The following is a 21,594-nucleotide window of genomic DNA, read 5'->3' as shown; positions in this document are numbered from 1 at the left end:
GCGATCATAACGCACCGCTGGCCGCCCATCAGCCGGCGCGGCCCGTGTACAGCGCGTCGGCCGTCACCCACTGCGCGCCCCAGGCCGCCGCCAGCCGCGCCCCCTGCCCGATCCGTACCGCCGCGTCGTCGAAGTCGACGAACACGACGTGATCGGCCGCCGCGGGTTTCGCGGGTATCTCGCGCGTGCGTCCGTCGGACAGCACCCACAGCCAGCGCTGCTTGCCGGGCTCGCGCCGCGCCGCGCGCGCGAGCAATTGCGCGGCGGCCGCGATGCCGTCTGCGAGCGGCGTGCCGCCGCCACCTTCGACGGGTTCGAGCCAGCGCGCATTCCACCAGCGCGGCACGGCCGGGCCGAAGCGGCGCGCGGCGCCATTGCCGCCGAAACAGATCAGCGCGGTTTCGACACGGTCGCGCGCGGCCTGGTCGAAATACGCGACGATCAGCCCCTTCGCCAATGCGAGCCGCTCGTGCGACAACATCGACGCGGAACAGTCGAGCACGAAGCAATGCAGCGCGTCCGGCGTGCCGGCCCGTTTCCGGAAGCGCAGATGGCCGCGATGCAGCGGGCCGCCGCGTTTCGCGGCAAGCGTTGCCGGCCACGCCACGGTGGTGCCGGCACGTGCCGTGCCCGGCACGCGCGCGGCTGCGCCTGATTGCCATCGAGGACCGCGAACGGTGTTCGCAGCGGCGCCGGCTCGATGGCTCAGCGTTTTTTTAGCGGCAGCGGCACCACGCCTTTCACGTCGCGCAGCCCGGCCGGTTCGGGCGGCAGGTAGCCCCAGTCGCCCTGCGCTGCCGCGGCATCGTTCTGCGCAGCGCCCGATGGATCGTCGGGGCGCTCGCGCGCATCGGGCGGCGTGTGACCGTCGCGCTCGTCGTTTTTCTGCGGCGCTCGGGACGATGGCGGTGTGCCCGCATGACGCCGGTGCCGCAGCACCGCGTCGGCCACACGGTCCACATGCGACACCGTCACCGCATCGGCCTGCTCCAGTGCGGCGAGCGCGCGCGCCGCGCGCAGCATCACGAGATCGGCACGCAGCCCGTCGACGGCCGCGTCGATACACAACGCGCTGACGCGCGCATGGACGGCATCGTCGAAATCGAGCGCCGCCAGCCGTGCACGCGCCGCGTGAATCCGGTCGCCGAGTTCGCGCTGTGCGGATGCATGGTCTGCGCGGAACGCGTCCGGATCGAGATCGAACGCGAGTCGCGCCTTCACGATCCGCTCGCGCTGTGCGGCGTCGAAGCAATTCTCCAGTTCGACCATCAACCCGAAGCGGTCGAGCAGCTGCGGACGCAGCTCGCCCTCCTCCGGATTCATCGTCCCGATCAGCACGAAGCGCGCGTCGTGCGCGTGGGACACGCCATCGCGTTCGACGATGTTCACGCCGCTCGCGGCGACATCGAGCAGCGTATCGACGAGGCCGTCGGCGAGCAGGTTCACTTCGTCGACATACAGCACGCCGAGATGCGCCCTCGCGAGCAGGCCCGGCCGGAAGCGCACGCCGTTTTCAGCGAGGGCATGCGCAAGATCGAGCGTACCCGTCACCTGCTCGTCGCTCGCCGACAGCGGCAGCGTGACGAACTGCCCTTCGGGTAACAGCTCCGCGAGGCCGCGCGCCGCGGTCGATTTCGCGGTGCCGCGCGGCCCGCTGACGAGCACGCCGCCAAGCGACGGGTCGATCGCGGCGAGCAGCAGCGCCTGCTGCAATGCGTCCTGCGCGACGAGCGCCGCAAACGGAAAGACCGCGCGGGCGCGGTGCAGCGTCGGATCGGTCATCGCCGTCCCCCTTCCTGGAGTTGTTCGCTCGCGAGCCAGACCGCTTCGATCCGTTCGCGATAGTCGCCCGGCTGTTGCCACAGGCCGCGCTGCATCGCCTCGACGAAGCGTTCGCAGATGCCGTGCAGCGCTTTCGGATTGTGCCGTTCGAGGAACGCGCGGGTGGCCTCGTCGAACAGGTACGCGTCGGCGACGAGCGCGTATTGGTGATCCGACAGCACGCGCGCGGTCGCGTCATAGCCGTACAGGTAGTCGACGGTCGCCGCCAGCTCGGCCGCGCCCTTGTAGCCGTGCCGTTTCACGCCGTCGAGCCATTTCGGGTTGACGACGCGCGAGCGGATCACGCGCGCAATTTCCTCGCGCAGCGTGCGCATCTTCGGCGCGACCGGATTCGCGTGGTCGCCGTGGTAGATGCTCGGCTGCTGACCGGACAGATGCCGCACGGCTGCGGTCATCCCACCCTGGAACTGGTAGTAGTCGTTCGAATCGAGGATGTCGTGCTCGCGGCTGTCCTGGTTCTGCACGACGACGTCGATCGTCGCGAGCCGCTCGCCGAACACGTCGGCCGCCGCGTCGCCCGCGCTGTTCTGCGCATACGCATGGCCGCCCCACTGGCGGTAGGCATCGGCGAGATCCGCGTCGGTCTGCCAGCGGCGCTGGTCGATCAGGTCCTGCAGGCCCGCGCCGTAGCTGCCCGGCCGTGCGCCGAACACACGCCAGCCGGCGCGGCGCCGTGCTTCGTCCGGTGCCACGCCCTGCGCGACCCACTTCGCGCGTTCGCGCTCGATGCGCGCGCGGATCGGGTTCAGTTCCTCGGGCTCGTCGAGTGCGGCCACCGCCTGCACGGCCGCGTCGAACAGGTGCATCAGGTTCGGGAACGCGTCGCGGAAGAAGCCCGACACGCGCAGCGTCACGTCGATGCGCGGCCGGTCGAAGATCTCGATCGGCAGGATCTCGAAGTCGGTCACGCGGTGGCTGCCATGCGCCCATTTCGGCCGCACGCCGAGCAGCGCGAACGCCTGCGCGATGTCGTCGCCGCCCGTGCGCATCGTCGCCGTGCCCCAGACCGACAGACCGATCGCGCGCGGATAGTCGCCATGATCCTGCAGATGGCGTTCGATCAGTTGCTGTGCGGATTTCAGGCCGAGCGACCACGCCGCCTGCGTCGGTACCGCGCGCGTGTCGACCGAGTAGAAATTGCGGCCGGTCGGCAGCACGTCGGGCCGGCCTCGCGACGGCGAGCCGCTCGGCCCCGGCGGCACGAAGCGGCCGTCGAGCCCGCGCAGCAGCTGACGCATTTCCTCGCCGCCGCACGCGTCGAGCGCGGGCAGCAGCGTCGCACGGACGCGCTCGATCACGGCGAGCGTGTGCGGCCAGTCGCCGGGAGGCGTCGCATCGGTACCTGCGTTCCCGCCGTCGGCTGCGCACAGCCCGTCCAGCCACTGCTGCGCAAGCCGTTCGAGCCGTTCGCGCGTATCGCCCGCATGGCGCCACGGCGATGCGTCGAGCGCCTGCAGGATCGCCGGGCGCGGCCCGACCCACGGCGCGGCCCAGTCGGCCGCGAGCGGATCGAAGTCGTCGCCGAGTGCGAGATCGCGCGCGAGCGCGCCGATCAGTCCTGCGCGTGTGCCCTTGCCGTCGCCGACCGGAAAGCGCGCGAGCGCGAGCAGCGTGTCGCGCCGCTGGCGCTCGGCCGGCGATACGCCGAACACGTGCAGCCCGTCGCGAATCTGCGCTTCCTTCAGTTCGCACAGCCACGCGTCGACGCGCGTGAGCAGCGCATCCTCGTCGCCCGTATCGCGCGGCGGCGACACGCTCAGTTCGTCGTGCAGCCGGTGTTCGGCGATCGTCGCGAGGATCGTCTTGCGCAGCAGCTTCGCGCGCCGCCCGTCGACCATCAGCGCTTCGTAGTATTCGTCGACCTGCCGCTCGAGATCCTGCAGCGGGCCGTAGTTTTCCGCGCGCGTGAGCGGCGGCATCAGGTGATCGATGATCACCGCCTGCGCGCGACGCTTCGCCTGGCTGCCCTCGCCCGGATCGTTGACGATGAACGGATACAGGTGCGGCAGCGGCCCGAGCGTCAGGTCGGGCCAGCACGCGTCGGACAGCGCGACGCTCTTGCCCGGCAGCCATTCGAGGTTGCCGTGCTTGCCGAGGTGGATCACCGCGTCGATGCGATACGCATCGCGCAGCCAGAAATAGAACGCGAGATACGCGTGCGGCGGCACGAGATCCGCGTCGTGGTAGCTCGCGTAGTCGTTCTCGCCGCGCGAGCGCGACGGCTGGATGCCGACGAACACGTTGCCCGCGCGCCAGCCGGCGATCGTGAAGCGCCCTTGCCGCAGCGTCGGATCGGCTTCGGGCGGGCCCCAGCGCGCGTTCAGCGCGTCGCGCACGGCCGCCGGCAGCCGCGCGAAACGCGCGACGTAGTCGGCCAGCGGGAAGCTCTGGAATGCGGGGCGCAACGCATGCACGGCCGCGTCGTTGGTCACGCCTTCGGTGAGGCGCGCGATCAGCGCGTCACCGTCGGGCGGCAGGTCGGCCACCGCGTAGCCCGCGTCGCGCAGCGCCGCGAGCACGCGCAGCGCGGACGCCGGCGTGTCGAGCCCGACGCCGTTGCCGATCCGCCCTTCGCTTTGCGGATAGTTCGCGAGAATCAGCGCAACGCGCTTGTCGGCGTTGTCGAGCGTGCGCAGCCGGCACCAGCCGCGCGCGAGCGCCGCGACGAACGCGATCCGCTCGGCGTCCGGCTGGTAGCGCACGACGTCGACCTCGGTATGCGGGCAACGGTACGCGAGCCCCTTGAAGCTCACCGCGCGCGTGACGATGCGCCCGTCGACCTCGGGCAGCGCGATGTGCATCGCGATATCGCGCGCATGCAGCCCCTGGTTGTCGGCCACCCACGCGTCACGATTGCCGCCGGACAGGATCACCTGCAACACCGGCGCGTCGCCGGCGAGCACGTCGTGCTCGGGGCTGTCGATCGCGCCAGCTGCGAACGCGGTCGTGTTCAGCACGAGCGCGACGTCGTGCGTGTCGCAGAGCTGCGTGATGACTTCGCGGCTCACCGCGTCCTTCAGCGACGTGACCGCGATCGGCAGCGGATTCAGCCCTTCCTCGATGAGCGCATCGGCCAGCGCGTCGAACACGGCCGTGTTCGCGGCCTGCCAGTGCGCGCGATAGAACAGGATCGCGACGACGGGCGCGCCGGGCGTCCAGCGCGGCCGCCAGTCGTCGACGCTCGCGCGGTCGCGCGCCGGGTGATACAGCGCGGCGGCCGGCAGCGGGCGCGGCAGTTCGGGTTCGTCGCCGAACCCGAGCGTATGGAATGCAATGCTGCGCAGCAGCGCCTCGGCGTTGTGCACGCCACCTTCACGCAGGTAGCGCCACCACAGCCGGCACAGGTCGGGCGCGACCGTGCTCTTCGCGACGAGGTTCGGGTCTTCCTGCAGGTCGCCCGAGAACATCGCGAGCTGCTGCTTGCGCTTCGACGCGAGCGACACGGCCTGCTCGATTCCGTACGGCCAATACGCCTCGCCGCCGAGATGATCGATCACGACCGACTTCGCATGCTGCAGCACGTCGTCGACGTAGAAATCGACCGACGCCGGCTGCCGCAGGAACGTGACGTTCGCGAGCCTGACGCTCGGGAAGCCGGCCGGCAGGTGCGGCACGACGCTAGCCAGCAGCGACAGCGTCGTATCGGCCGAGCTCAGGATCACGATGTCGGCCGGCTGCTGGTCGATCCGGACGACGCCCTGCGTGTCGTCGACAAAGCCGCCCGGCGTGGTGCGCAGCAAATGCATCGTGGGTTACGCCTGTTGCGGCTCGGCCGCGCACGCGGCGTCGAACGCGCGTTGCAGCGCGGCCGCGTCGAGATCCTCGCCGATCAGCACGAAGCGGCTCGCGCGCGTTTCTCCGTCCTGCCAGCGACGATCGAAATAGCTGTCGAAGCGGCGGCCGACGCCCTGGATCACGAGGCGCATCGGCGCGCCGGGCAGCGCGGCGAAGCCTTTCGCGCGATAGATCGTGTGCGCTTCGACGACACGCTGCAGCGCGGCGATCGTCGCTTCGCGCGTGCCGGCGTCGCCCGACACGACGACCGAGTCGAAATCGTCGTGATGGTGATCGTGATCGCCGTCGTCGGCCGAGCCGTGATGGTCGTGACGCAGGTGGATCGTTTCTTCCGATGCCGATTCGAGACCGAGCAGCATCGCGAGATCGAGCTCGCCGCGCGTCGCGCGCACGATCTTCACCTGCGGCGGGATTTCGTCGCGAATCGCGGTTTCGATCTGCGCGAACGCTGCGTCGCCGACGAGATCGGCCTTGTTCACGATCACGAGATCGGCGGACGACAGCTGATCGGCGAACAGCTCGTGCAGCGGCGATTCATGATCGAGGTTCGGATCGGCGCGGCGCTGCGCGTCGACGGCCTGCGGGTTTTCCGCGAACTGGCCACTCGCGGCGGCCGGCCCGTCGACCACGGTCACGACCGCGTCGACCGTGAAGCTGTTGCGGATCGTCGGCCAGTTGAACGCCTGCACGAGCGGCTTCGGCAGTGCGAGGCCCGAGGTTTCGATCAGCACGTGGTCGATGTCCGCGCGCCGCTCGACGAGCGCTTCCATCACCGGATAGAACTCTTCCTGCACGGTGCAGCACAGGCAGCCGTTCGCGAGTTCGTAGAGCTGGCCCGATGCTTCGCCCTGCGCGCCTTCCGCATCCTCGCAGCCGATGCCGCAGCCCTTGAGGATTTCGCCGTCGATGCCGAGCTCGCCGAATTCGTTGACGATCACCGCGATGCGGCGGCCTTCGGCGTGCTGCAGGATGTGGCGCATCAGCGTCGTCTTGCCGCTGCCGAGAAAGCCCGTGACGATCGTGACGGGAAGCTTGCGCATGGTCATGGTAGGTCCTGTGTCGAAAATGGAATCAGCCCGGGATCGTCGCGTCGATGGCGGCGTGGCAGTTCATCTGGCGGATCGCGGGCATGCCGCCGCGCGATCCGGACGGACAGTCGCGGGACGGGCGGAACGACGAAGCGGACATGGTGCTTCCTTGCGAACGGTCGACATCGTGAATGCCAACACGGCTGCCGCCGGCCCGGTGCACGCCGCCTGCCGTTCGCCACGCCGGCCGGCGCGGGTTGGCGCGCAGGCGGATCGGCGGAGAAAGCGGGCAACACGCGGGTGTCGGGCCTGCTGCGGCCGTGGACGATGCGCCGCCTCCCCGCGGCGCTGAACCCCAACGTTTAGGCCGGTATCCGGGCTGACGAACACGCCGCTTCGCCTTCCCGGATGCACGCGGCATCCAGTGGCGGTCGTCCGCATGCGCGCGGCATGCGGCGAAGCGGCGTTGCGTGGCGCTTCTCGCGCGACGCGTTCGCTTACCGTTGCGGGGGCAGCACAGGTTGGCTCGACTGCGGCGCAGGCAGGCTCCCTGTTTCCCGTTTAACTGCGCGCGCCGGAGCGGCGCGCGCGAGCACCAAAACGCGTGCGAGTGTAGGCGGCGGTGCGGGGAGCGTCAAGGCGGAGCGGGCCACCGGGCCCGGTTCCGGATGGCCGGCGCACGTGGCCGAACGCCGTGCGCAGCGGTTCGCGCGGGTGGATCGCTGTGCTATCGTATGCGCCGCGTTCGGTGCTCGCATGCGCATTGCGCGCCTGCAGTTAAACGGGAAACAGGAGGCGGACCACCGCCCGGCCTGTGCTGTCCCCGCAACGGTACGCCGCCCGCGCGCTGCGCTTCCCCGCGCACGCGCCCAGGCCGCCCACGATGCCACTGCCCTTCAGCCGGGCGGGAAGGCTGCGGCCTGGCAAGCGGCCAGCCCGGATACCGGCCGACGCAAGGGGCGAGCCCGAGGCTCGCCGAACGCCCGATCCGCGGGGGACGGATGGGGTGCGCATTCCGCCCGCGTCCGCGCGGGCTTCGTTCGATCCGTCATGCGTTTCCTGTCTGCTGGCCGCCGCCGTGCCGCCCGCCTGCCCTGTTCCACTGTTTCGACACGGTGCGCACCGTGCCGCGCTCGATGAGCCGCGCCTGGCTCATCGGCGCCGGCCCAGGCGACGCCGACCTGCTGACGCTCAAGGCCGTCCGTGCGATCGGCGCGGCGGACGTGCTGCTCGTCGACGATCTCGTGAATCCCGACGTGTTGCGCCATGCGCGTGCCGATGCGCAGATCGAGCACGTCGGCAAGCGCGGCGGTCATGCATCGACGCCGCAGGAGACGATCGTCGCCGCGATGCTCGCGCATCTGCGCGCGGGCCGCAGCGTCGCGCGGCTCAAGGGCGGCGATCCGTTCGTGTTCGGCCGCGGCGGCGAGGAACTGGCCGCACTCGGCGCGGCGGGATTCCCGGTCGAGGTCGTGAACGGCGTCACCGCGGGCATCGCCGCACCGGCCGCAATCGGCATCCCGGTCACGCAACGCGGCGACGCGCAGGGCGTGATTTTCGTCACGGGCCACGGCGCGGGCGCCGGCGAACCCGACTGGCGCGCGCTCGCGGCCACGCGCATGACGATCGTCATCTACATGGGCATTCGCCGCCTCGACACGATTGCAGCCGCGCTGCGTGAAGGCGGCCTGCCCGGCGATACGCCGTGCGCGGCGATCGAGAACGCGACGCGCCCCGAACAGCGGCACGTGCTCGCGACGCTCGACACGCTCGTCGAACGCATCGGCGCGACTGGCATCGGCTCGCCGGCCATCGTCGTGATCGGCCGCGTCGCGGCGTTCGCCGACGATCCCGCGGTACGTGCCGCGCTCGGCAGCGGCGCATGATGCGCGTCGCGCTCGGCGTCGGTTTCCGCGCGGGCGTGACGGCCGCGCAACTCGATGCCGCGATCCGCGCGGCGCTGACCCTGTACCCGGGCGCCGAACCGGCGCTCGTTGCGACGCTCGCCGACAAGGCGCGTGCCCGCGCGCTGCGCACGCTGTGTGCGCGCCGCGGCTGGCCGCTCGTCGCGTTCGACGCGGCACGACTCGCGCGCCGTCCGGAGCTGGCCGCAAGCGGCCCGTCGGATGCCGCGCTCGCCCGCTTCGGCGTCGCGGGCGTGGCCGAACCGTGCGCGCAGCTCGCGGCGCCGCACGGCCGGCTGCTGGGCCCCAAATCGATCCGGGACGGCGTGACGGTCGCGCTCGCCGGCCCGCTCTGAACCCTTTGTTTCGCTTTCTTTCGACAGGACCAATCCGATGAAAACCGACGCCGAATCCCATCAACGGATGACCGAACGCCGCCGTGCCGGCCATGAGAAGAAGCAGGCCGCCGCCGTCAACGAAAAGGGCCTGCTGATCGTCAATACCGGCAATGGCAAGGGCAAGAGCACGGCCGCGTTCGGCATGGCCGTGCGCGTGCTCGGCCACGGCATGCGGCTCGGCGTCGTGCAGTTCATCAAGGGCGCGCTGCACACGTCCGAGCGCGACTTCCTCGGCGCGGTGGCCGAATGCGATTTCGTGACGATGGGCGACGGCTATACGTGGAACACGCAGAACCGCGACGCCGATATCGCGACCGCGCGCAAGGGCTGGGACGAGGCGCGCCGGATGATCGAGAGCGGCGACTACCGGATGGTGATCCTCGACGAACTGAACACGGTGCTGAAGTACGAATACCTGCCGCTCGACGAAGTGCTCGCGACGCTGGCCGCGCGCCCTGATTCGGTACACGTCGTCGTGACCGGGCGACACGCGCCCGACGCGCTGATCGACGCGGCCGACCTCGTCACCGAGATGCGGCTCGTCAAGCATCCGTACAAGGAACAAGGCGTGAAGGCGCAGCGCGGCGTGGAGTTCTGAGCGTGCCGGCCTGCCCCGCGCTGATCGTCAGCGCGCCCGCGTCGGGTCAGGGCAAGACGTCGGTGACGGCCGGTCTCGCGCGGCTGCACCGCCGGCTCGGCCGGCGCGTGCGCGTGTTCAAGACCGGGCCCGACTTTCTCGATCCGATGCTGCTCGAACGTGCGAGCGGCGCGCCCGTGCATGCGCTCGACCTCGGGATGGTCGGCGAGGCCGGCTGCCGCGCGCTGCTGGCCGACGCCGCGCGCGAGGCCGACCTGATCCTGATCGAGGGCGTGATGGGGCTGTTCGACGGTACGCCGAGCAGCGCCGACCTCGCGGCCGCGTTCGGCGTGCCGGTCGTCGCGGTGATTTCCGCGAAATCGATGGCGCAGACGTTCGCGGCGATCGCGTTCGGGCTCGCGCGGTTCCGGCCGGAGCTGCCGTTTCATGGCGTGCTGGCGAATCGCGTCGGCTCGGCCCGGCACGCGGAACTGCTGCAACAGGCGCTGCCCGACGACCTGCGCTGGCTCGGGCACATGCCGGCCGATACGGGCATTGCGCTGCCGGAGCGGCATCTCGGCCTGCACCAGCCGAACGACATCGACGATCTCGATGCGCGGCTCGATCGCGCGGCCGATGCGCTTGCGCAAACGGCGCTTGCCGAGTTGCCGCCGGCTGTTGCGTTCGCGGAACCGGATGCCACGGCGCCGCTGCCGCGTGGACTCGCCGGCAAGCGGATCGCGGTGGCGCGCGATGTGGCTTTTTCGTTCATCTATCCGGCGAATCTTGCGCTGCTTGAGGGGCTCGGGGCGCAGTTGCGGTTTTTCTCGCCACTCGCCGACGAATCCGTGCCGGGCGATTGTGACGCGCTGTTCCTGCCGGGCGGTTATCCGGAGTTGCATGCGACGACGCTCGCGGCCAATTCCGCGACCGCGCGGTCGATTCGCGCGCACGCGGCGGCCGGCCGGCCGATCGTCGCGGAATGCGGGGGGATGGTGTATCTGTGCGAATCGCTGACCGATGTGGACGGCGTGACGACGCCGATGCTGGGCGTGCTGCCAGGCCATGCGACGATGCAGCGCCGGTTCGTGGCGCTCGGGATGCAGCAGCTCGAAACGAGCAGCGGGATGATGCGCGGCCATACGTTCCATTATTCGCGGCTCGCGACGCCGCTCGAACCGGTCGCGAGCGCTGCGCGTCCCGATGGCGCATCTGGCAGCGGCGAAGCCGTCTATTGCCACGACGCGATCGTCGCGACCTACATGCACATGTACTGGCCGTCGAATCCGGATGCGGTCGTGGCGTTGTTCAGCGGGGAAGGAAGCGTTCTAGGCTGACCGATGCGGTGCCCGGATCGGGATCGCACAAGACATACAGGGATTGCTCGCCCCATCACAATGATCACGTGCCCGCTTTGTGCGACTACAGATGTTGTTCGATGTCCATTCGTTGGTGCAGGACCCGAATCACATCGATCGTGTATTCCGTTTCGCGATAGAACACGACGTGGGAGCCCACTGCGTACCGGAAATATCCATCGCGAACCATGCAAGTCCGACCGGCCTTCTCACCGCGCGCCAGTGCTTCCATTGTTCCGATCAGATCGCGGTGGTAAAGGTCAGCTTGCTTGTGCGACCAATGCACGGCGGTATAGCGCCAAATTTCTTCGAGATCGAGTTCAGCCAGCGGTGCAAGCTGAAGCTGCCTGCCTTTAACCGCCATGCGTCGCCCGCATGCGGGCCAGGAAGGCTTCGCTGTCGAATGGCTTGGGCGCTCCCGATGCCTCACCGGCCTTCAGCGCTTCCTGCAACGCACGCACCTGCGTTTCGTGTGACTCGAGAAGCCGCAAACCGGCTCGGACGACGTCGCTCGCGGAACCGTATCGTCCCGACTGAACTTGAGCGTCGACGAATTCGGCAAAGTGGTCGCCCAGGGAAACGGATGTGTTTCGCGACATGAGTCACCTCCTTTTCAATGCGGCCATCATATACCAAAGTTTGGTACTCCAGGCGCTCAGCCGCTGCGGCGACCTTGCCGATGTCCAGCCTCGCGCCGTATGTGTCGTTTCCCCGGTCACACCAGGAACGTCTCCGCGAGCTTCACCCAGTACGACGCGCCGGTGGGCAACGCCGCATCGTTGAAGTCGTAGCCGGGGTTGTGCACCATGCAGCCGCCCTCCCCGTCGCCGTTGCCGATGATCAGGTAGCAGCCCGGCCGCTTCTCGAGCAGGAACGCAAAATCCTCGCTGCCGGTGAGCGGCACCATCCCGTCGATCAGGTTCGCGTCGCCCACCCACTCGCGGGCAACGTTGCGCGCGAACGCGGTCATTTCCGCATCGTTGACGAGCACCGGGTAGCGGCGCTGGTAGTCGATCGTCGCGGTCGCGCCGAACACGGCCGCCTGCGCGTGCACGACTTCCTTGATGCGCGTCTCGAGCAGGTCGCGCACTTCCGGCTTCAGCGCGCGCACCGACAGGCGCATCTGCGCGCGATCGGGAATCACGTTCGGCGCCTCGCCCGCGTGGATCGCGCCGACCGTGACGATCGCCATGTCGAGCGGCGACACGTTGCGCGACACGATCGTCTGCAGCGCAATGACGATCTGCGCGCAGACGACCACCGAGTCGACGGCCTTGTGCGGCACCGCGCCGTGGCCGCCACGGCCCTGCACGTCGACGATCACCGTATCCGACGACGCCATGAACGGCCCCGGCAGGAAACCGAACTTGCCCGTCGGGAAGCCGGGCATGTTGTGCATCGCGAAGATCGCGTCGCACGGGAACTGCTCGAACAGCCCTTCGTCGAGCATCTTCTTCGCGCCGCCGAGCCCTTCCTCCGCCGGCTGGAAAATCAGGTTCAGCGTGCCCGAGAAGCAGCGCTCGCGCGCGAGATGCTTCGCGGCCGCGAGCAGCATCGCCGTATGGCCGTCGTGGCCGCACGCGTGCATCTTGCCGGCGATCTTGCTCTCGTACGGCAGGCCCGTCGACTCGTGGATCGGCAGCGCGTCCATGTCGGCGCGCAGGCCGAGGCGCTGCGTGCCGCTGCCGACCTTCAACTGCCCGACGACGCCCGTACCGCCGAGCCCGCGATGCACCGTGTAGCCCCACGACTGCAGTTGCGCCGCGACGAGGTCGCTCGTCGCGAATTCCTCGAAGCCGAGCTCGGGGTGGGCATGGATGCGGTGCCGGATCTCGATCATTTCATCGGCAAGGCCTGCGGGAATCACGCTGTGCGTCACGGTGTCGTCTCCTGTCCTGTGGGGAATATGCAGGCAAGGATAGTCAGTTAGATGGCAACCCGGAAGACCGAGAGTCGTCGTGGTAGCAACCGATGGTTGCCATGGGGGAATGCGATGCACGACGAGCGCAAGCCCGGCCATCCGGACGACTACCGCACGGGATCCGAGCGCCCGAAACTGTGCGCCACCCACCCATTCCCTGCGCATGAGCGCCCGATGACTATCGTCCGGTATCCTGAAATAGCCCATACACATCAAAGGCTTGTGAATTATTGTTCACTTTTTGACGGTCGTACATTTTTTGTGTACGCTGACAGAAAAGTGAACATGCGATTCCCTTCGATGCCCGCGAACCCTTCCCTCTCCCTGCCGGAACAGCACGTGCTCGACGAAGCCTGCGCCGCGTTCGAACGCGCGACCCGGCGCTTTCGCGCGCGGCCCGTGCGCGTGCCGGCCGCCTACAAGGCGCACGCCGACGCCATGATCCGCTTCGACGTTGCGGGGCAGGTATTCGAGATGCCGGTCGCGGTGCGCCTGCACGTCGAATCGCTGGCGGGCACGCTCGCGGCACTGCGCCGCGGCGGCGGCAACGCAGTGCCCGGCGAGCGCCCGCTGATGCTGGTCGCGCCGCATCTGTCGGCCGAACTGGCCGCCGGCCTGACCGACCAGGGCATCCCGTTTCTCGATACCGCCGGCAACGCATGCCTGATTCAGCCGGAGGCGACCGTGATGATCGCGGGCCGGCCGAAGCCCGCACGGGCACCGCGCCGGCAGTCGTCGCGCGCGACGACGCCGAAGGGGCTGGCCGTGATGTTCGCGCTCGCGACGCAGCCCGGCCTCGTCGCGCAACCGTATCGGGCGATCGCGGCCGCGTCGGATGTCGCGCTCGGCACGGTCAATCTGGCGATGGACGATCTGATCGCGCGCGGCCTCGTCGGGCAGCGCCGCAACGGCGAGCGCCTGCTTCCCGACTGGCCACGCTTCGTGCAGGAATGGGTCGCGCTGTACCCGAGCCGCTTGCGCGCGAAGCTGCCGAGCCGCCGGTTTGCCAGCCTCGCGCCCGACTGGTGGTGCGGCTTCGATTTCGCGGCATTCGATGCACGGCTCGGCGGCGAGCCGGCGGCCGACCTGCTGACGCACGACCTGAAGCCGGCCACGATCACCGTCTATACGCACGGCACCGCGTCGACCCGGCTGCTGCTCCAGGGCCGCCTGCGTCCGGACGAGCGCGGCGAGGTCGAACTCGTCGAAGCGTTCTGGCCGCCGTCTGCCGCGCTCGACTGGCGCGAACAGGAAGGACCGGTCGTGCCGCCGCTGTTGATCTACGCGGATCTCGTCTCGTCCGGCGACAGCCGCAATCTCGCCATCGCGGATCGCATCCATGACCGATATCTCGCCCACCCGCCCGCTTGAAGTCGACGCACGCCGGCCGCTGGAGCCTGCGGCGGTCGCGCTGCTGCAGGCCGTCAGCTCGGCCTGCGCACGCCTCGATGCGGCGTTCGTGGTGGCCGGCGCTACCGCGCGCGACATCCTGATGTGGCACGTGCACGGCATCCGGCCGGTGCGTGCAACGCGCGACGTCGACGTTGCCGTGTGCGCGGTGAGCTGGCCATTTCACGCGCAACTCGTCGACGCACTCGTCGCCACCGGGCAATTCGCGCGCGCATCGAAACAGCAGCAGAAACTGCTGTTCGACAGCGGCGCGCACGGTTTTCGCACGGAGCTGGACCTCGTGCCGTTCGGGCCGCTCGAAACGCCGCCGGGCGAGATTGCGTGGCCGCCCGGCGGGGAATTCGTGCTGAACGTACTCGGGTTCCAGGAAGCGGTGGACACCGCACAGCCGGTGTCGATCGACGCGCATACCGTGGTGCCGGTGGCCAGCCTGCCGGCGCTGACGCTGCTGAAGCTGCTCGCGTGGAAGGATCGGCGTGCGCGCCAGAACAGCGACGCGTACGACCTGCTGTTCCTGCTGCGGAATTTCCACGACGCCGGCAATCGCGAACGTATCTGGGATGATGCGCCGGACCTGCTCGAGACCCATGCGTTCCAGCCGGGGCTCGCCGCGGCCGCGCTGCTCGCGCGCGAGGCGCAGCAAATTGCTTCGCCGCCAACGCGCGACGCGATCCGCGCGCTGTTGTCGGACGCAGCGACCTATGCCGCGCTCGGCCAGGATCTGCTGGCACGCGCGTTCGCACTGTTGCCCGGTGAATTCAGCGACGACGTCGACCGGTATCTCGATGCGTTCCGCACCGCCTTTCTCGTCGATCAACCCGCGCCACGCACGTGACACGTCGCTGCGGAACAGCAGCGTGCGCGTACGGATACGAAGCTGCGCTCAGGCCGCCCAGTCTTCGAGCGCCAACCCGACAACACGGGCGAACTCGCGGCTGTTGTGCGTGACGAGCACCGCACCGGCCGCGATCGCATGCCCGGCGATCGACGCGTCGTTCGCGGCGATCGGCGTGCCACGCGCGGCAAGGTCGGCACGAATCGCGGCCGTTGCATCGACGGCCGCGGTATCCCACGACAGCACGCCATCCAGCCGCGAAACAAAGGCCGTCACGAGTTCCGCATGCTTCGGTGACGCCTTCCTGCCAACCGCGCCGAACCGCATTTCGGCGTACGTAATCGCCGAGACGACGATCCGGTGTTGCGCATTGACGCACGATTGCAGCCGCGACAGCACCACGGGAGGCCGCTCGCGCATGATGAACGAGCAGAGGTTCGTATCGAGCATGTAGAGCGTGATCACTGGCCGGACTCCGTCGGCGCGGCGCCACCACCGGACAGGTCGAAGCGGCCGGACTCGATGACGGCCGGACGTTCGGCGAGGAAGTCGGCGTCGGCCAGCGGTTCGCTCGCGAACGAGAGCCACGTGGGCCGCACCGGCCGTAGCAACAGTGTGTCGCCCTCGCGACGGATCTCGAGTTCCGTCACCCCCTCGAACTCTATGTCCTTCGGGATGCGGATCGCCTGGTTACGGGCGTTCTTGAAAATGGAAACGGTGCGCATGAGCCACTCCATGGGAGTACGATGCGCCCACTGTAGGCATATGCCGGCATATGTCAATTTGAGGGCGCACAAACCGGATGTCGCGCCCCATGCTGTCGCGGATGTATTTGCCATGTCGCGGGCCGCGCGGTCCATATCCCGAACGGCCGATGCCGGCGGGCCACGGCGCCGCGCGCAACGTCGCGCCGCACCGCGCACCCGCGCCGTCAGGGCAACCGGAAAGTGTCGAAGAATGTATCGCGCTCGATCACGGTGAGCGCTGCGCGCTTGTGCGGGAAATCGAATTCCTTCAGCGTGTAGAACCCGAGCCGGTGCATGTACGCGATGTGCCGCACGTGATCGACGCGCGGCTCGCCGACGAGCCGCTGCGTGCGCGGTTCGTCGACGAACATGTAGTGCAGCACCCCGCTCCACCACGCATGCAGCTTGCCGGCACTCTGGAAGCGCGAGTCGCCGATCAGCAGGTGCAGCCCGCGGTCGTAGTCGTGCGCCTCGTAGAACGGCGCGAGACGGTCCTCCTTCGCCCAGTAGAACTCGAAATAGCCGAACGGCGTGTCGTCGAAATAGCCGATCATCGGGTGCATGTGCGGATCGGCGAGCCGCTCCGCGAGATACGCCGCGTGCTCGTCGCGCGTGCCGCGCTGGTCCCAGAAATGCGCGACGCGATCGAGGTTCATCCAGTCGCTGAACAATTGCGCATGTTCGTCGATGTCGACGGTGCGCAGGCTGAACGTCATCCCGACCTGCGGCATGTCGCGCGCATAGATCTCGCCGGCCGGCGACGGCGGCCGCACCGGGTGCCGGTGGCCGTTCGTGATCGTGTAACGCAGCGGCATCCCGCCCGACGCAGGCGCCTTCAGCCACGGCCGCGGGTTCTGCCAGAACGTCGCGCGCGACACGGTGAGCCGCAGCGTGTCGCCGGCAACCTGCGCGCCGTCGATCACGCCCTCGCGCACCGCGCGCGCGACGTACGACGCAACGGCCGCCGCATCGGCGCCGCCGAGCGGCACCGTGAGCGTCGCCGCGTCGTAGCGCGTGTCGGTGTTGAACAGCGCGACGAACGCCGCGAGCAATCCGTCCGGCGCATCGTCAGGCCGCCACGCGTCGAGCGTGTGCTCGGCGACTGCCCTCGCCGGCCCGTGTGCGGCGCCGTCGAGCGCGGCGGCCACGTCCCCTTCGACGGCGTCAGCCGTGCCGGCCGGTTTCGTCAGCGTGTCTTCCATCACAGTGCTCCCGCGTCGTGGCGGTCGGCGAGGACGTGCAGCCCCCGCTCGAGCGCCGGAAACAGGCTGCGCTGGAAGTTGTTCCAGCGCAGTTCGAGAATCGTGTCGTCCGGCGCGATCGACGTGTCGAGCACGTCGCAGATCACCTCACCGGAATCGATGCCGTTGTCGACGTAGTGGAACGACGCGCCCGTCATCATCACGGGTTCGACGGTCGACGTCGCGCCGCTCGCCCAGTCGACCCGTTCGCCGCGCGCGCCGTGCAGCGCGTCGAGCGTCGCCCACGCGCCGCGCCGCTGGTACGGCGAACCGTCGGCGGTGATGCCCGGATGAATGTTGGCGATGCGCCGGTGAAAGCGCGCGCCGGGCCGCACGAGTTCGTCGAGGATCACGAGCAGCCCGTCGAGCACGACGACGTCGGCTTCGAGTTCGAGCAGGCGTTCGAGCAAGCGGCGCTCGAACGCCTGCTTGGCCGCGGCGCGCTCGCGCGCGTCGCGCGGCAGCCGCCGGTACGTCGACGGAATCGAGCAGAACAGTTCGTCGACCGGCCGGCCCTGCACCGCCAACCCTTCCGGCAGGATCCACGGGCGGCCCGGCGTGCGGGCGAAGCCGTAGTCGGCGACTTTCGCGCGGTCGGCCGGCGACCCGTCGTCGTCGTCGACGATCACGCCTTTCAGCGTGTAGCGCTCGCCGAGCGGCGAGTCGTTCAGGCGTTCGACGAGAAATTCGAGCGGCGCCTTCATGTAGCGCGTGCCGCCCTGATAGGCGACCGGCTGCCCGGCACGATCGGCCGCGCCGTTGCGCAGCGACTGGATGTAGACGAGATTTTTCTTCGGCATGGATGCGTCGTGGAAAAGCGGACGAAGGCGCCGCGGCCGGCCCGCGCCAGCCATGAAGGCCGGCCGGCGGGCCGCGGCGCGCATCGTCACCAGTTGTATTTCGCGGTCGCGATCACCGTGCGGTCGGTACCGAAAATGCAGACGTTCGTCGACTGGCAACCGCTGATGTAATGGCGGTTGAAGAGGTTCGTCCCGTTCACGGCGAAGCGCCAGTTACGCGTGTCGTAGTGCAGGCCCGCGTCGAACAGCGTGACGCTCGATACCGTCAGCGAGTTGTCGGCCGCACCGGCCGATGCGCTCTGGTAGCGAATGCCGCCGCCGAGGCCGAAGCCCTCGAGCGGCCCCGTGTGCCACGTCCAGTCGGTCCACAGCGACGCGATCTGGCGCGGGCGCGGCACATCGACCGGCCAGTTGTTCAGCGACACGTCGTTGGCCTTCACGTTCTTCACGTCCTGATACACGTACGACGCGATCACCGACAGGTTGCGCGTGACCTTGCCGGTCGCGCTCAGCTCGATCCCGCGCGAACGCACTTCGCCGGTCTGCACCGACTTCGTGATATCGGTCGGCGCCGGCGTGAGCACGTTGGTCTGGTTGATCTGGTAGATCGCCGCGTTCAGCATCAGGTTCTTGCCGGGCGGCTGCCAGCGCAGGCCGGCCTCGATCTGCTTGCCGCGCGTCGGCTGCGACAGCCCGCCGCCGAGCATGCTCACGCCGATCAACGGATTGAACGACGTCGCGTAGCTGATGTACGGCGACAGCCCGTAATCGCCCTGATACGTCAGACCCACGCGGCCGGTGAACGCCGTGACGTCGGCCTTCGACTGCGTGCCGCTGGCGCGGTCGTCCATCCGCATGTTGACCCAGTCCTCGCGGCCGCCCAGCGTCAGCGTCCAGCGGTTCCACTTGATCTGGTCCTGCGCGTACAGGCCGAACGTGTTCATCGTCGTGTACGTGTTGGTACGGGACGTCGCGTCGGGATCCGCGAACGCGCCCATCGTGACCGGCAGGTAGACCGGGTTGTACAGGTTCAGCGGCGGCGCCGCGGCCAGCCATTCGCTGTCGGTCGCCGTCTGCCGGTTGTACTGGAAACCGAGCAGCAGCGTGTGCTCGAGCGGGCCGGTGCCGAAGCGCGCCTGCGCGTTGTTGTCGATGTCGAAACGGCTGTAGTTCATCTGGAACAGGCCGGCCCAGCGCGACACGTCGGTCGTGCTGCCGTCGACGAAGCCGTTCCCGAACACCGACGCGTTGTCGAGCGACAGGTGCATCCAGCGCACGTTCTGGCGCAGCGTCCACATCGAGTTCAGATTGTGCTCGAACTGATAGCCGAGCGACCACTGCTTCTTGCGGTAGTAGTTGAAGTTCCCGTCGCCTTCGTAGATATCCTTATTGATCTGCCCGTTCGGGTTCGGCAGCACCGTGCCCTGCGCGGGCAGGAAGTTCGACGAGATGTCGCCCCAGTCCTGCAGGTAGGTCGCGGAAACCGTCAGCGACGTATCCGCGTTCGGGCGCCAGCGGAACGACGGCGCGAGCGCAATGCGCTGGTCGTTGTTCGGGCCGGTCACCGCGTTGCCGTCGCGCGCGACGCCGACGAACCGGTACGCGTACTTGCCGTCCGGGTCGAGCTTGTCGCCGACGTCGATCATGAACTGCTTGCGCGCATAGTTGCCGATCTGCACACCGGCCTCGCGCACGCGCTCGCCGTCGGCGAGCTTGGTCTGCACGTCGATGATCGCGCCGGGATCGCCCGCGCCGTACAGTACCGAGGTCGGCCCGCGCAGCACGCTGATGCTGTCGATCATGTACGGATCGACGCGCCAGCTCGCCAGGTTCAGCGTGTTCGGCACCTGCAGCCCGTTCACATACGCGGTCGGCGTGAAGCCGCGCAGCGCCGCGTACCAGTCCGAACGGTTGTCCGAGCCGTACGACGAGAAACCCGGCACGTAGCGCAGCGCCGCGTTCACGTCGGTCGCGCCCGTCATCTCGATCTGCTGCGCGGTGACGATGTTGATCGTCTGCGGAATCTCGTTGATCGGCGTATCGGTCTTGGTGCCGGTCCGGCTGCGCTTCGCGACGAGCCCGACCGTGCCGTCCCCTGCCGAGGCCGCGTTGACGTTGATCGTCGGCAGCGTGCCGGCCGCCGCACTGGCCGACCCACCGTTCTGCGCACTGCTGGCCGACGCCGCGGCGCCCGCGTTCACGGCCGGCGCCGTCTGGGCATGCGCGTGCCCTGCCGCCGCCCCGAACGCCACGCTCGCCGCGGCTGCGATCGCACGCAAACGCGTGCCTGTTGCCCACTCCATCTTTCTCTGCTCCAGTTTTTTCATGCGGTCTCCGACCGCGCCTTTGTCAAAGAGCGAAAGCCATCCGGCTTGCGCTCACCCCGTTGTCCTGTCGTTTTTCATGCGGTGCCCGGGCCGCGCCTTCTTCATGGGCGGGTGCGGTTCCGTGTTCGAGCGATGCGCAGATTTCGTCCGCGCGGCGCGCCAGTACCGACAGCAGCGTGTCGGACAGGCCGTGGCTGTCTTCGCAGCAGCCTTGCAGGTAGATGCGCGGCGCGAAGTGCTCGGGTGTCGCGAGCAGGTAGTCGCGCGCGACGTCGCCGCGCACCAGCGCATCGCCCAGGTGCGGCGCGAGCCCTTCGAGCAGCGCGGAATGCGTGTCGCGGCGGTAGCCGGTTGCCAGCACGAGCGCGTCGAAGCGCTCGACGCGCGTCGCGCCGCTCATCCGGTCGCGCAGCGTCAGTTCGATGCGGCCGTCGGCGCCGCGCACCGCGGCTTCGATCGCGCTGTTCGCGAGCAGCGCATGACGCGGCGTCCCGTCGATGCGCTGCAGGTACAGCATTTCGTAGATCTGTTCGATCAGCGGGCGGTCGACCACCGCGTAGTTCGTGTCTCGATAGCGCTCGAGCAGCGCGCGGCGCGCGTCGTGCGGCTGCGCATAGACGACATCGGTGAACTCGGGGCTGAAGATCTCGTTGACGAACGGGCTGTCGTCCGCGGGCTTCAGTGCGCCTGCGCGCATCACGAGGCTCGCGTCGACATGCGGGAAGCGGCGTGCGAGATCGATGAACACCTCGGCCGCGCTCTGCCCCGCGCCGATCACCGCGACGCGGCGGCGCTCGCCGTCCGGCGATGCGACGAGCCGGTCGATGTCGGTCAGGTACGACGACGAGTGGATCACGCGGTCGCGGCCGAGCGCGGCGAACGCGTCCGGAATCGCCGGCGTGCCGCCGACGCCGACCGACAGCGCGCGCGTGACGCGCTGGCGCTCGTGGCCCGCGGCGTCGCGCGACAGCACCCGCAGCGCATCGATCTTCGCGCCATCGCCGCGCACGGGCTCGATCGCGAGGACGGTCTCGCTGTAATGGACGCGATCGTCGAACGCCTCGGCCACCCAGCTCAGGTAGTCGTGGAACTCGACGCGGGTCGGATAGAAGTTCTTCAGGTTGACGAATTCGTTCAGCCGGCCGCGTTCGAACAGGTAGTTGATGAACGTGTAGGGGCTTTTCGGATCGCGCATCGTGACGAGATCCTTCAGAAACGAGATCTGCATCCGGCAGTCGTCGAGCAGCATCCCGCGATGCCAGCCGAATTCAGGCTGGCGCTCGACGAAGCAATGGGCAAACGTCCGCGCGCCGCTGCGCTCCGCGAGGCGCACGGCCAGCGCCAGATTCGACGGCCCGAAGCCGACGCCGATCAGGTCGAATACGGTTTCTCTCTGCATGTCTCAGCTCCCT

19 protein-coding genes and 2 riboswitches are annotated in these 21,594 nt (G+C 68.9%); of the genes, 6 read left to right on the top strand and 13 right to left on the bottom strand.

Annotated elements, in window-relative coordinates; translation table 11 throughout:
- Positions 1-28 precede the first annotated feature (28 nt).
- From ACN8ZM_RS08790 to cobW, 4 genes are all read right to left on the bottom strand, one after another.
- On the bottom strand, positions 29-637 hold the full coding sequence (locus ACN8ZM_RS08790) for a vWA domain-containing protein (protein ID WP_420209805.1): 609 nt from the start codon (positions 635-637) through the stop codon (positions 29-31).
- A 68-nt stretch (positions 638-705) separates the two neighbouring features.
- Positions 706-1,782: an ATP-binding protein gene (locus ACN8ZM_RS08785; protein WP_420209804.1), complete on the bottom strand. Its 1,077-nt coding sequence runs from the start codon at positions 1,780-1,782 to the stop codon at positions 706-708.
- Positions 1,779-5,588, bottom strand: a complete 3,810-nt coding sequence (gene cobN, locus ACN8ZM_RS08780) for a cobaltochelatase subunit CobN (RefSeq protein ID WP_420209803.1) — start codon at positions 5,586-5,588, stop codon at positions 1,779-1,781. Before cobN ends, ACN8ZM_RS08785 begins: the two co-directional genes overlap by 4 nt.
- 6 nt (positions 5,589-5,594) lie before the next feature.
- Positions 5,595-6,683, bottom strand: a complete 1,089-nt coding sequence (cobW, locus tag ACN8ZM_RS08775; RefSeq protein WP_089450457.1) for a cobalamin biosynthesis protein CobW — start codon at positions 6,681-6,683, stop codon at positions 5,595-5,597.
- A 329-nt stretch (positions 6,684-7,012) separates the two neighbouring features.
- A riboswitch (cobalamin riboswitch) is annotated at positions 7,013-7,280 on the bottom strand.
- A 114-nt stretch (positions 7,281-7,394) separates the two neighbouring features.
- A riboswitch (cobalamin riboswitch) is annotated at positions 7,395-7,632 on the top strand.
- A gap of 169 nt (positions 7,633-7,801) precedes the next feature.
- Here cobW and cobA point away from each other — a divergent pair.
- The 4 genes from cobA to ACN8ZM_RS08755 are packed head-to-tail and all read left to right on the top strand — an operon-like array spanning position 7,802 to position 10,881.
- Positions 7,802-8,551: a uroporphyrinogen-III C-methyltransferase gene (gene cobA / locus ACN8ZM_RS08770; RefSeq protein WP_043183168.1), complete on the top strand. Its 750-nt coding sequence runs from the start codon at positions 7,802-7,804 to the stop codon at positions 8,549-8,551.
- Positions 8,548-8,925, top strand: a complete 378-nt coding sequence (locus ACN8ZM_RS08765) for a cobalamin biosynthesis protein (RefSeq protein ID WP_420209802.1) — start codon at positions 8,548-8,550, stop codon at positions 8,923-8,925. Before cobA ends, ACN8ZM_RS08765 begins: the two co-directional genes overlap by 4 nt.
- Positions 8,926-8,962: 37 nt before the next feature.
- On the top strand, positions 8,963-9,565 hold the full coding sequence (gene cobO, locus ACN8ZM_RS08760; RefSeq protein WP_021160089.1) for a cob(I)yrinic acid a,c-diamide adenosyltransferase: 603 nt from the start codon (positions 8,963-8,965) through the stop codon (positions 9,563-9,565).
- Between the two features lie 2 nt (positions 9,566-9,567).
- Positions 9,568-10,881: a cobyrinate a,c-diamide synthase gene (locus ACN8ZM_RS08755; protein WP_420209801.1), complete on the top strand. Its 1,314-nt coding sequence runs from the start codon at positions 9,568-9,570 to the stop codon at positions 10,879-10,881.
- Positions 10,882-10,966: 85 nt separating this feature from the next.
- Here the strand turns inward: ACN8ZM_RS08755 and ACN8ZM_RS08750 are convergent, their stop codons facing one another.
- The 3 genes from ACN8ZM_RS08750 to ACN8ZM_RS08740 form a co-directional block, all read right to left on the bottom strand.
- A complete protein-coding gene (locus ACN8ZM_RS08750) occupies positions 10,967-11,266 on the bottom strand; it encodes a type II toxin-antitoxin system RelE/ParE family toxin (protein WP_420209800.1) in 300 nt (99 codons plus the stop codon).
- Entirely contained in the window at positions 11,256-11,501 is a 246-nt protein-coding gene (locus tag ACN8ZM_RS08745) for a type II toxin-antitoxin system ParD family antitoxin (protein WP_069247936.1), read from the bottom strand. Before ACN8ZM_RS08745 ends, ACN8ZM_RS08750 begins: the two co-directional genes overlap by 11 nt.
- 116 nt (positions 11,502-11,617) lie before the next feature.
- Complete coding sequence (locus ACN8ZM_RS08740) at positions 11,618-12,781, bottom strand: M20 aminoacylase family protein (protein WP_420209799.1); 1,164 nt, start codon at positions 12,779-12,781, stop codon at positions 11,618-11,620.
- Between the two features lie 342 nt (positions 12,782-13,123).
- Here ACN8ZM_RS08740 and ACN8ZM_RS08735 point away from each other — a divergent pair, with 342 nt between their 5' ends.
- Together ACN8ZM_RS08735 and ACN8ZM_RS08730 are read left to right on the top strand one after the other, a co-directional pair.
- The gene (locus tag ACN8ZM_RS08735; protein ID WP_420210991.1) at positions 13,124-14,194 is read left to right on the top strand and encodes a type IV toxin-antitoxin system AbiEi family antitoxin; all 1,071 of its coding nucleotides are present in this window, start codon (positions 13,124-13,126) and stop codon (positions 14,192-14,194) included.
- On the top strand, positions 14,163-15,068 hold the full coding sequence (locus ACN8ZM_RS08730; protein WP_420209798.1) for a nucleotidyl transferase AbiEii/AbiGii toxin family protein: 906 nt from the start codon (positions 14,163-14,165) through the stop codon (positions 15,066-15,068). The genes ACN8ZM_RS08735 and ACN8ZM_RS08730 overlap by 32 nt, the downstream gene beginning before the upstream one ends.
- Before the next feature lie 48 nt (positions 15,069-15,116).
- Here ACN8ZM_RS08730 and ACN8ZM_RS08725 read toward each other — a convergent pair whose 3' ends face one another.
- The 6 genes from ACN8ZM_RS08725 to ACN8ZM_RS08700 all read right to left on the bottom strand — a co-directional run bounded on the left by ACN8ZM_RS08725 (position 15,117) and on the right by ACN8ZM_RS08700 (position 21,581).
- On the bottom strand, positions 15,117-15,533 hold the full coding sequence (locus ACN8ZM_RS08725; protein ID WP_420209797.1) for a PIN domain-containing protein: 417 nt from the start codon (positions 15,531-15,533) through the stop codon (positions 15,117-15,119).
- Entirely contained in the window at positions 15,530-15,793 is a 264-nt protein-coding gene (gene vapB / locus ACN8ZM_RS08720) for a type II toxin-antitoxin system VapB family antitoxin (RefSeq protein WP_420209796.1), read from the bottom strand. Before vapB ends, ACN8ZM_RS08725 begins: the two co-directional genes overlap by 4 nt.
- Before the next feature lie 206 nt (positions 15,794-15,999).
- Positions 16,000-17,016, bottom strand: coding sequence for a GNAT family N-acetyltransferase (locus ACN8ZM_RS08715; protein ID WP_420209795.1), 1,017 nt, complete (start codon positions 17,014-17,016; stop codon positions 16,000-16,002).
- Positions 17,016-17,855: a formyltransferase family protein gene (locus ACN8ZM_RS08710; RefSeq protein ID WP_175022526.1), complete on the bottom strand. Its 840-nt coding sequence runs from the start codon at positions 17,853-17,855 to the stop codon at positions 17,016-17,018. Before ACN8ZM_RS08710 ends, ACN8ZM_RS08715 begins: the two co-directional genes overlap by 1 nt.
- Positions 17,856-17,941: 86 nt before the next feature.
- Positions 17,942-20,182, bottom strand: coding sequence for a TonB-dependent siderophore receptor (locus ACN8ZM_RS08705; protein ID WP_420209794.1), 2,241 nt, complete (start codon positions 20,180-20,182; stop codon positions 17,942-17,944).
- 22 nt (positions 20,183-20,204) lie between these two features.
- The gene (locus ACN8ZM_RS08700) at positions 20,205-21,581 is read right to left on the bottom strand and encodes a lysine N(6)-hydroxylase/L-ornithine N(5)-oxygenase family protein (protein WP_420209793.1); all 1,377 of its coding nucleotides are present in this window, start codon (positions 21,579-21,581) and stop codon (positions 20,205-20,207) included.
- Positions 21,582-21,594 lie beyond the last annotated feature (13 nt).

The sequence above is a fragment of the Burkholderia aenigmatica genome (assembly GCF_048627025.1).
GTDB classification, from domain to species: domain Bacteria; phylum Pseudomonadota; class Gammaproteobacteria; order Burkholderiales; family Burkholderiaceae; genus Burkholderia; species Burkholderia aenigmatica.
Note: the sequence above shows the minus strand (reverse complement) of the source record. Positions and strands in the feature narration are given on the sequence as shown.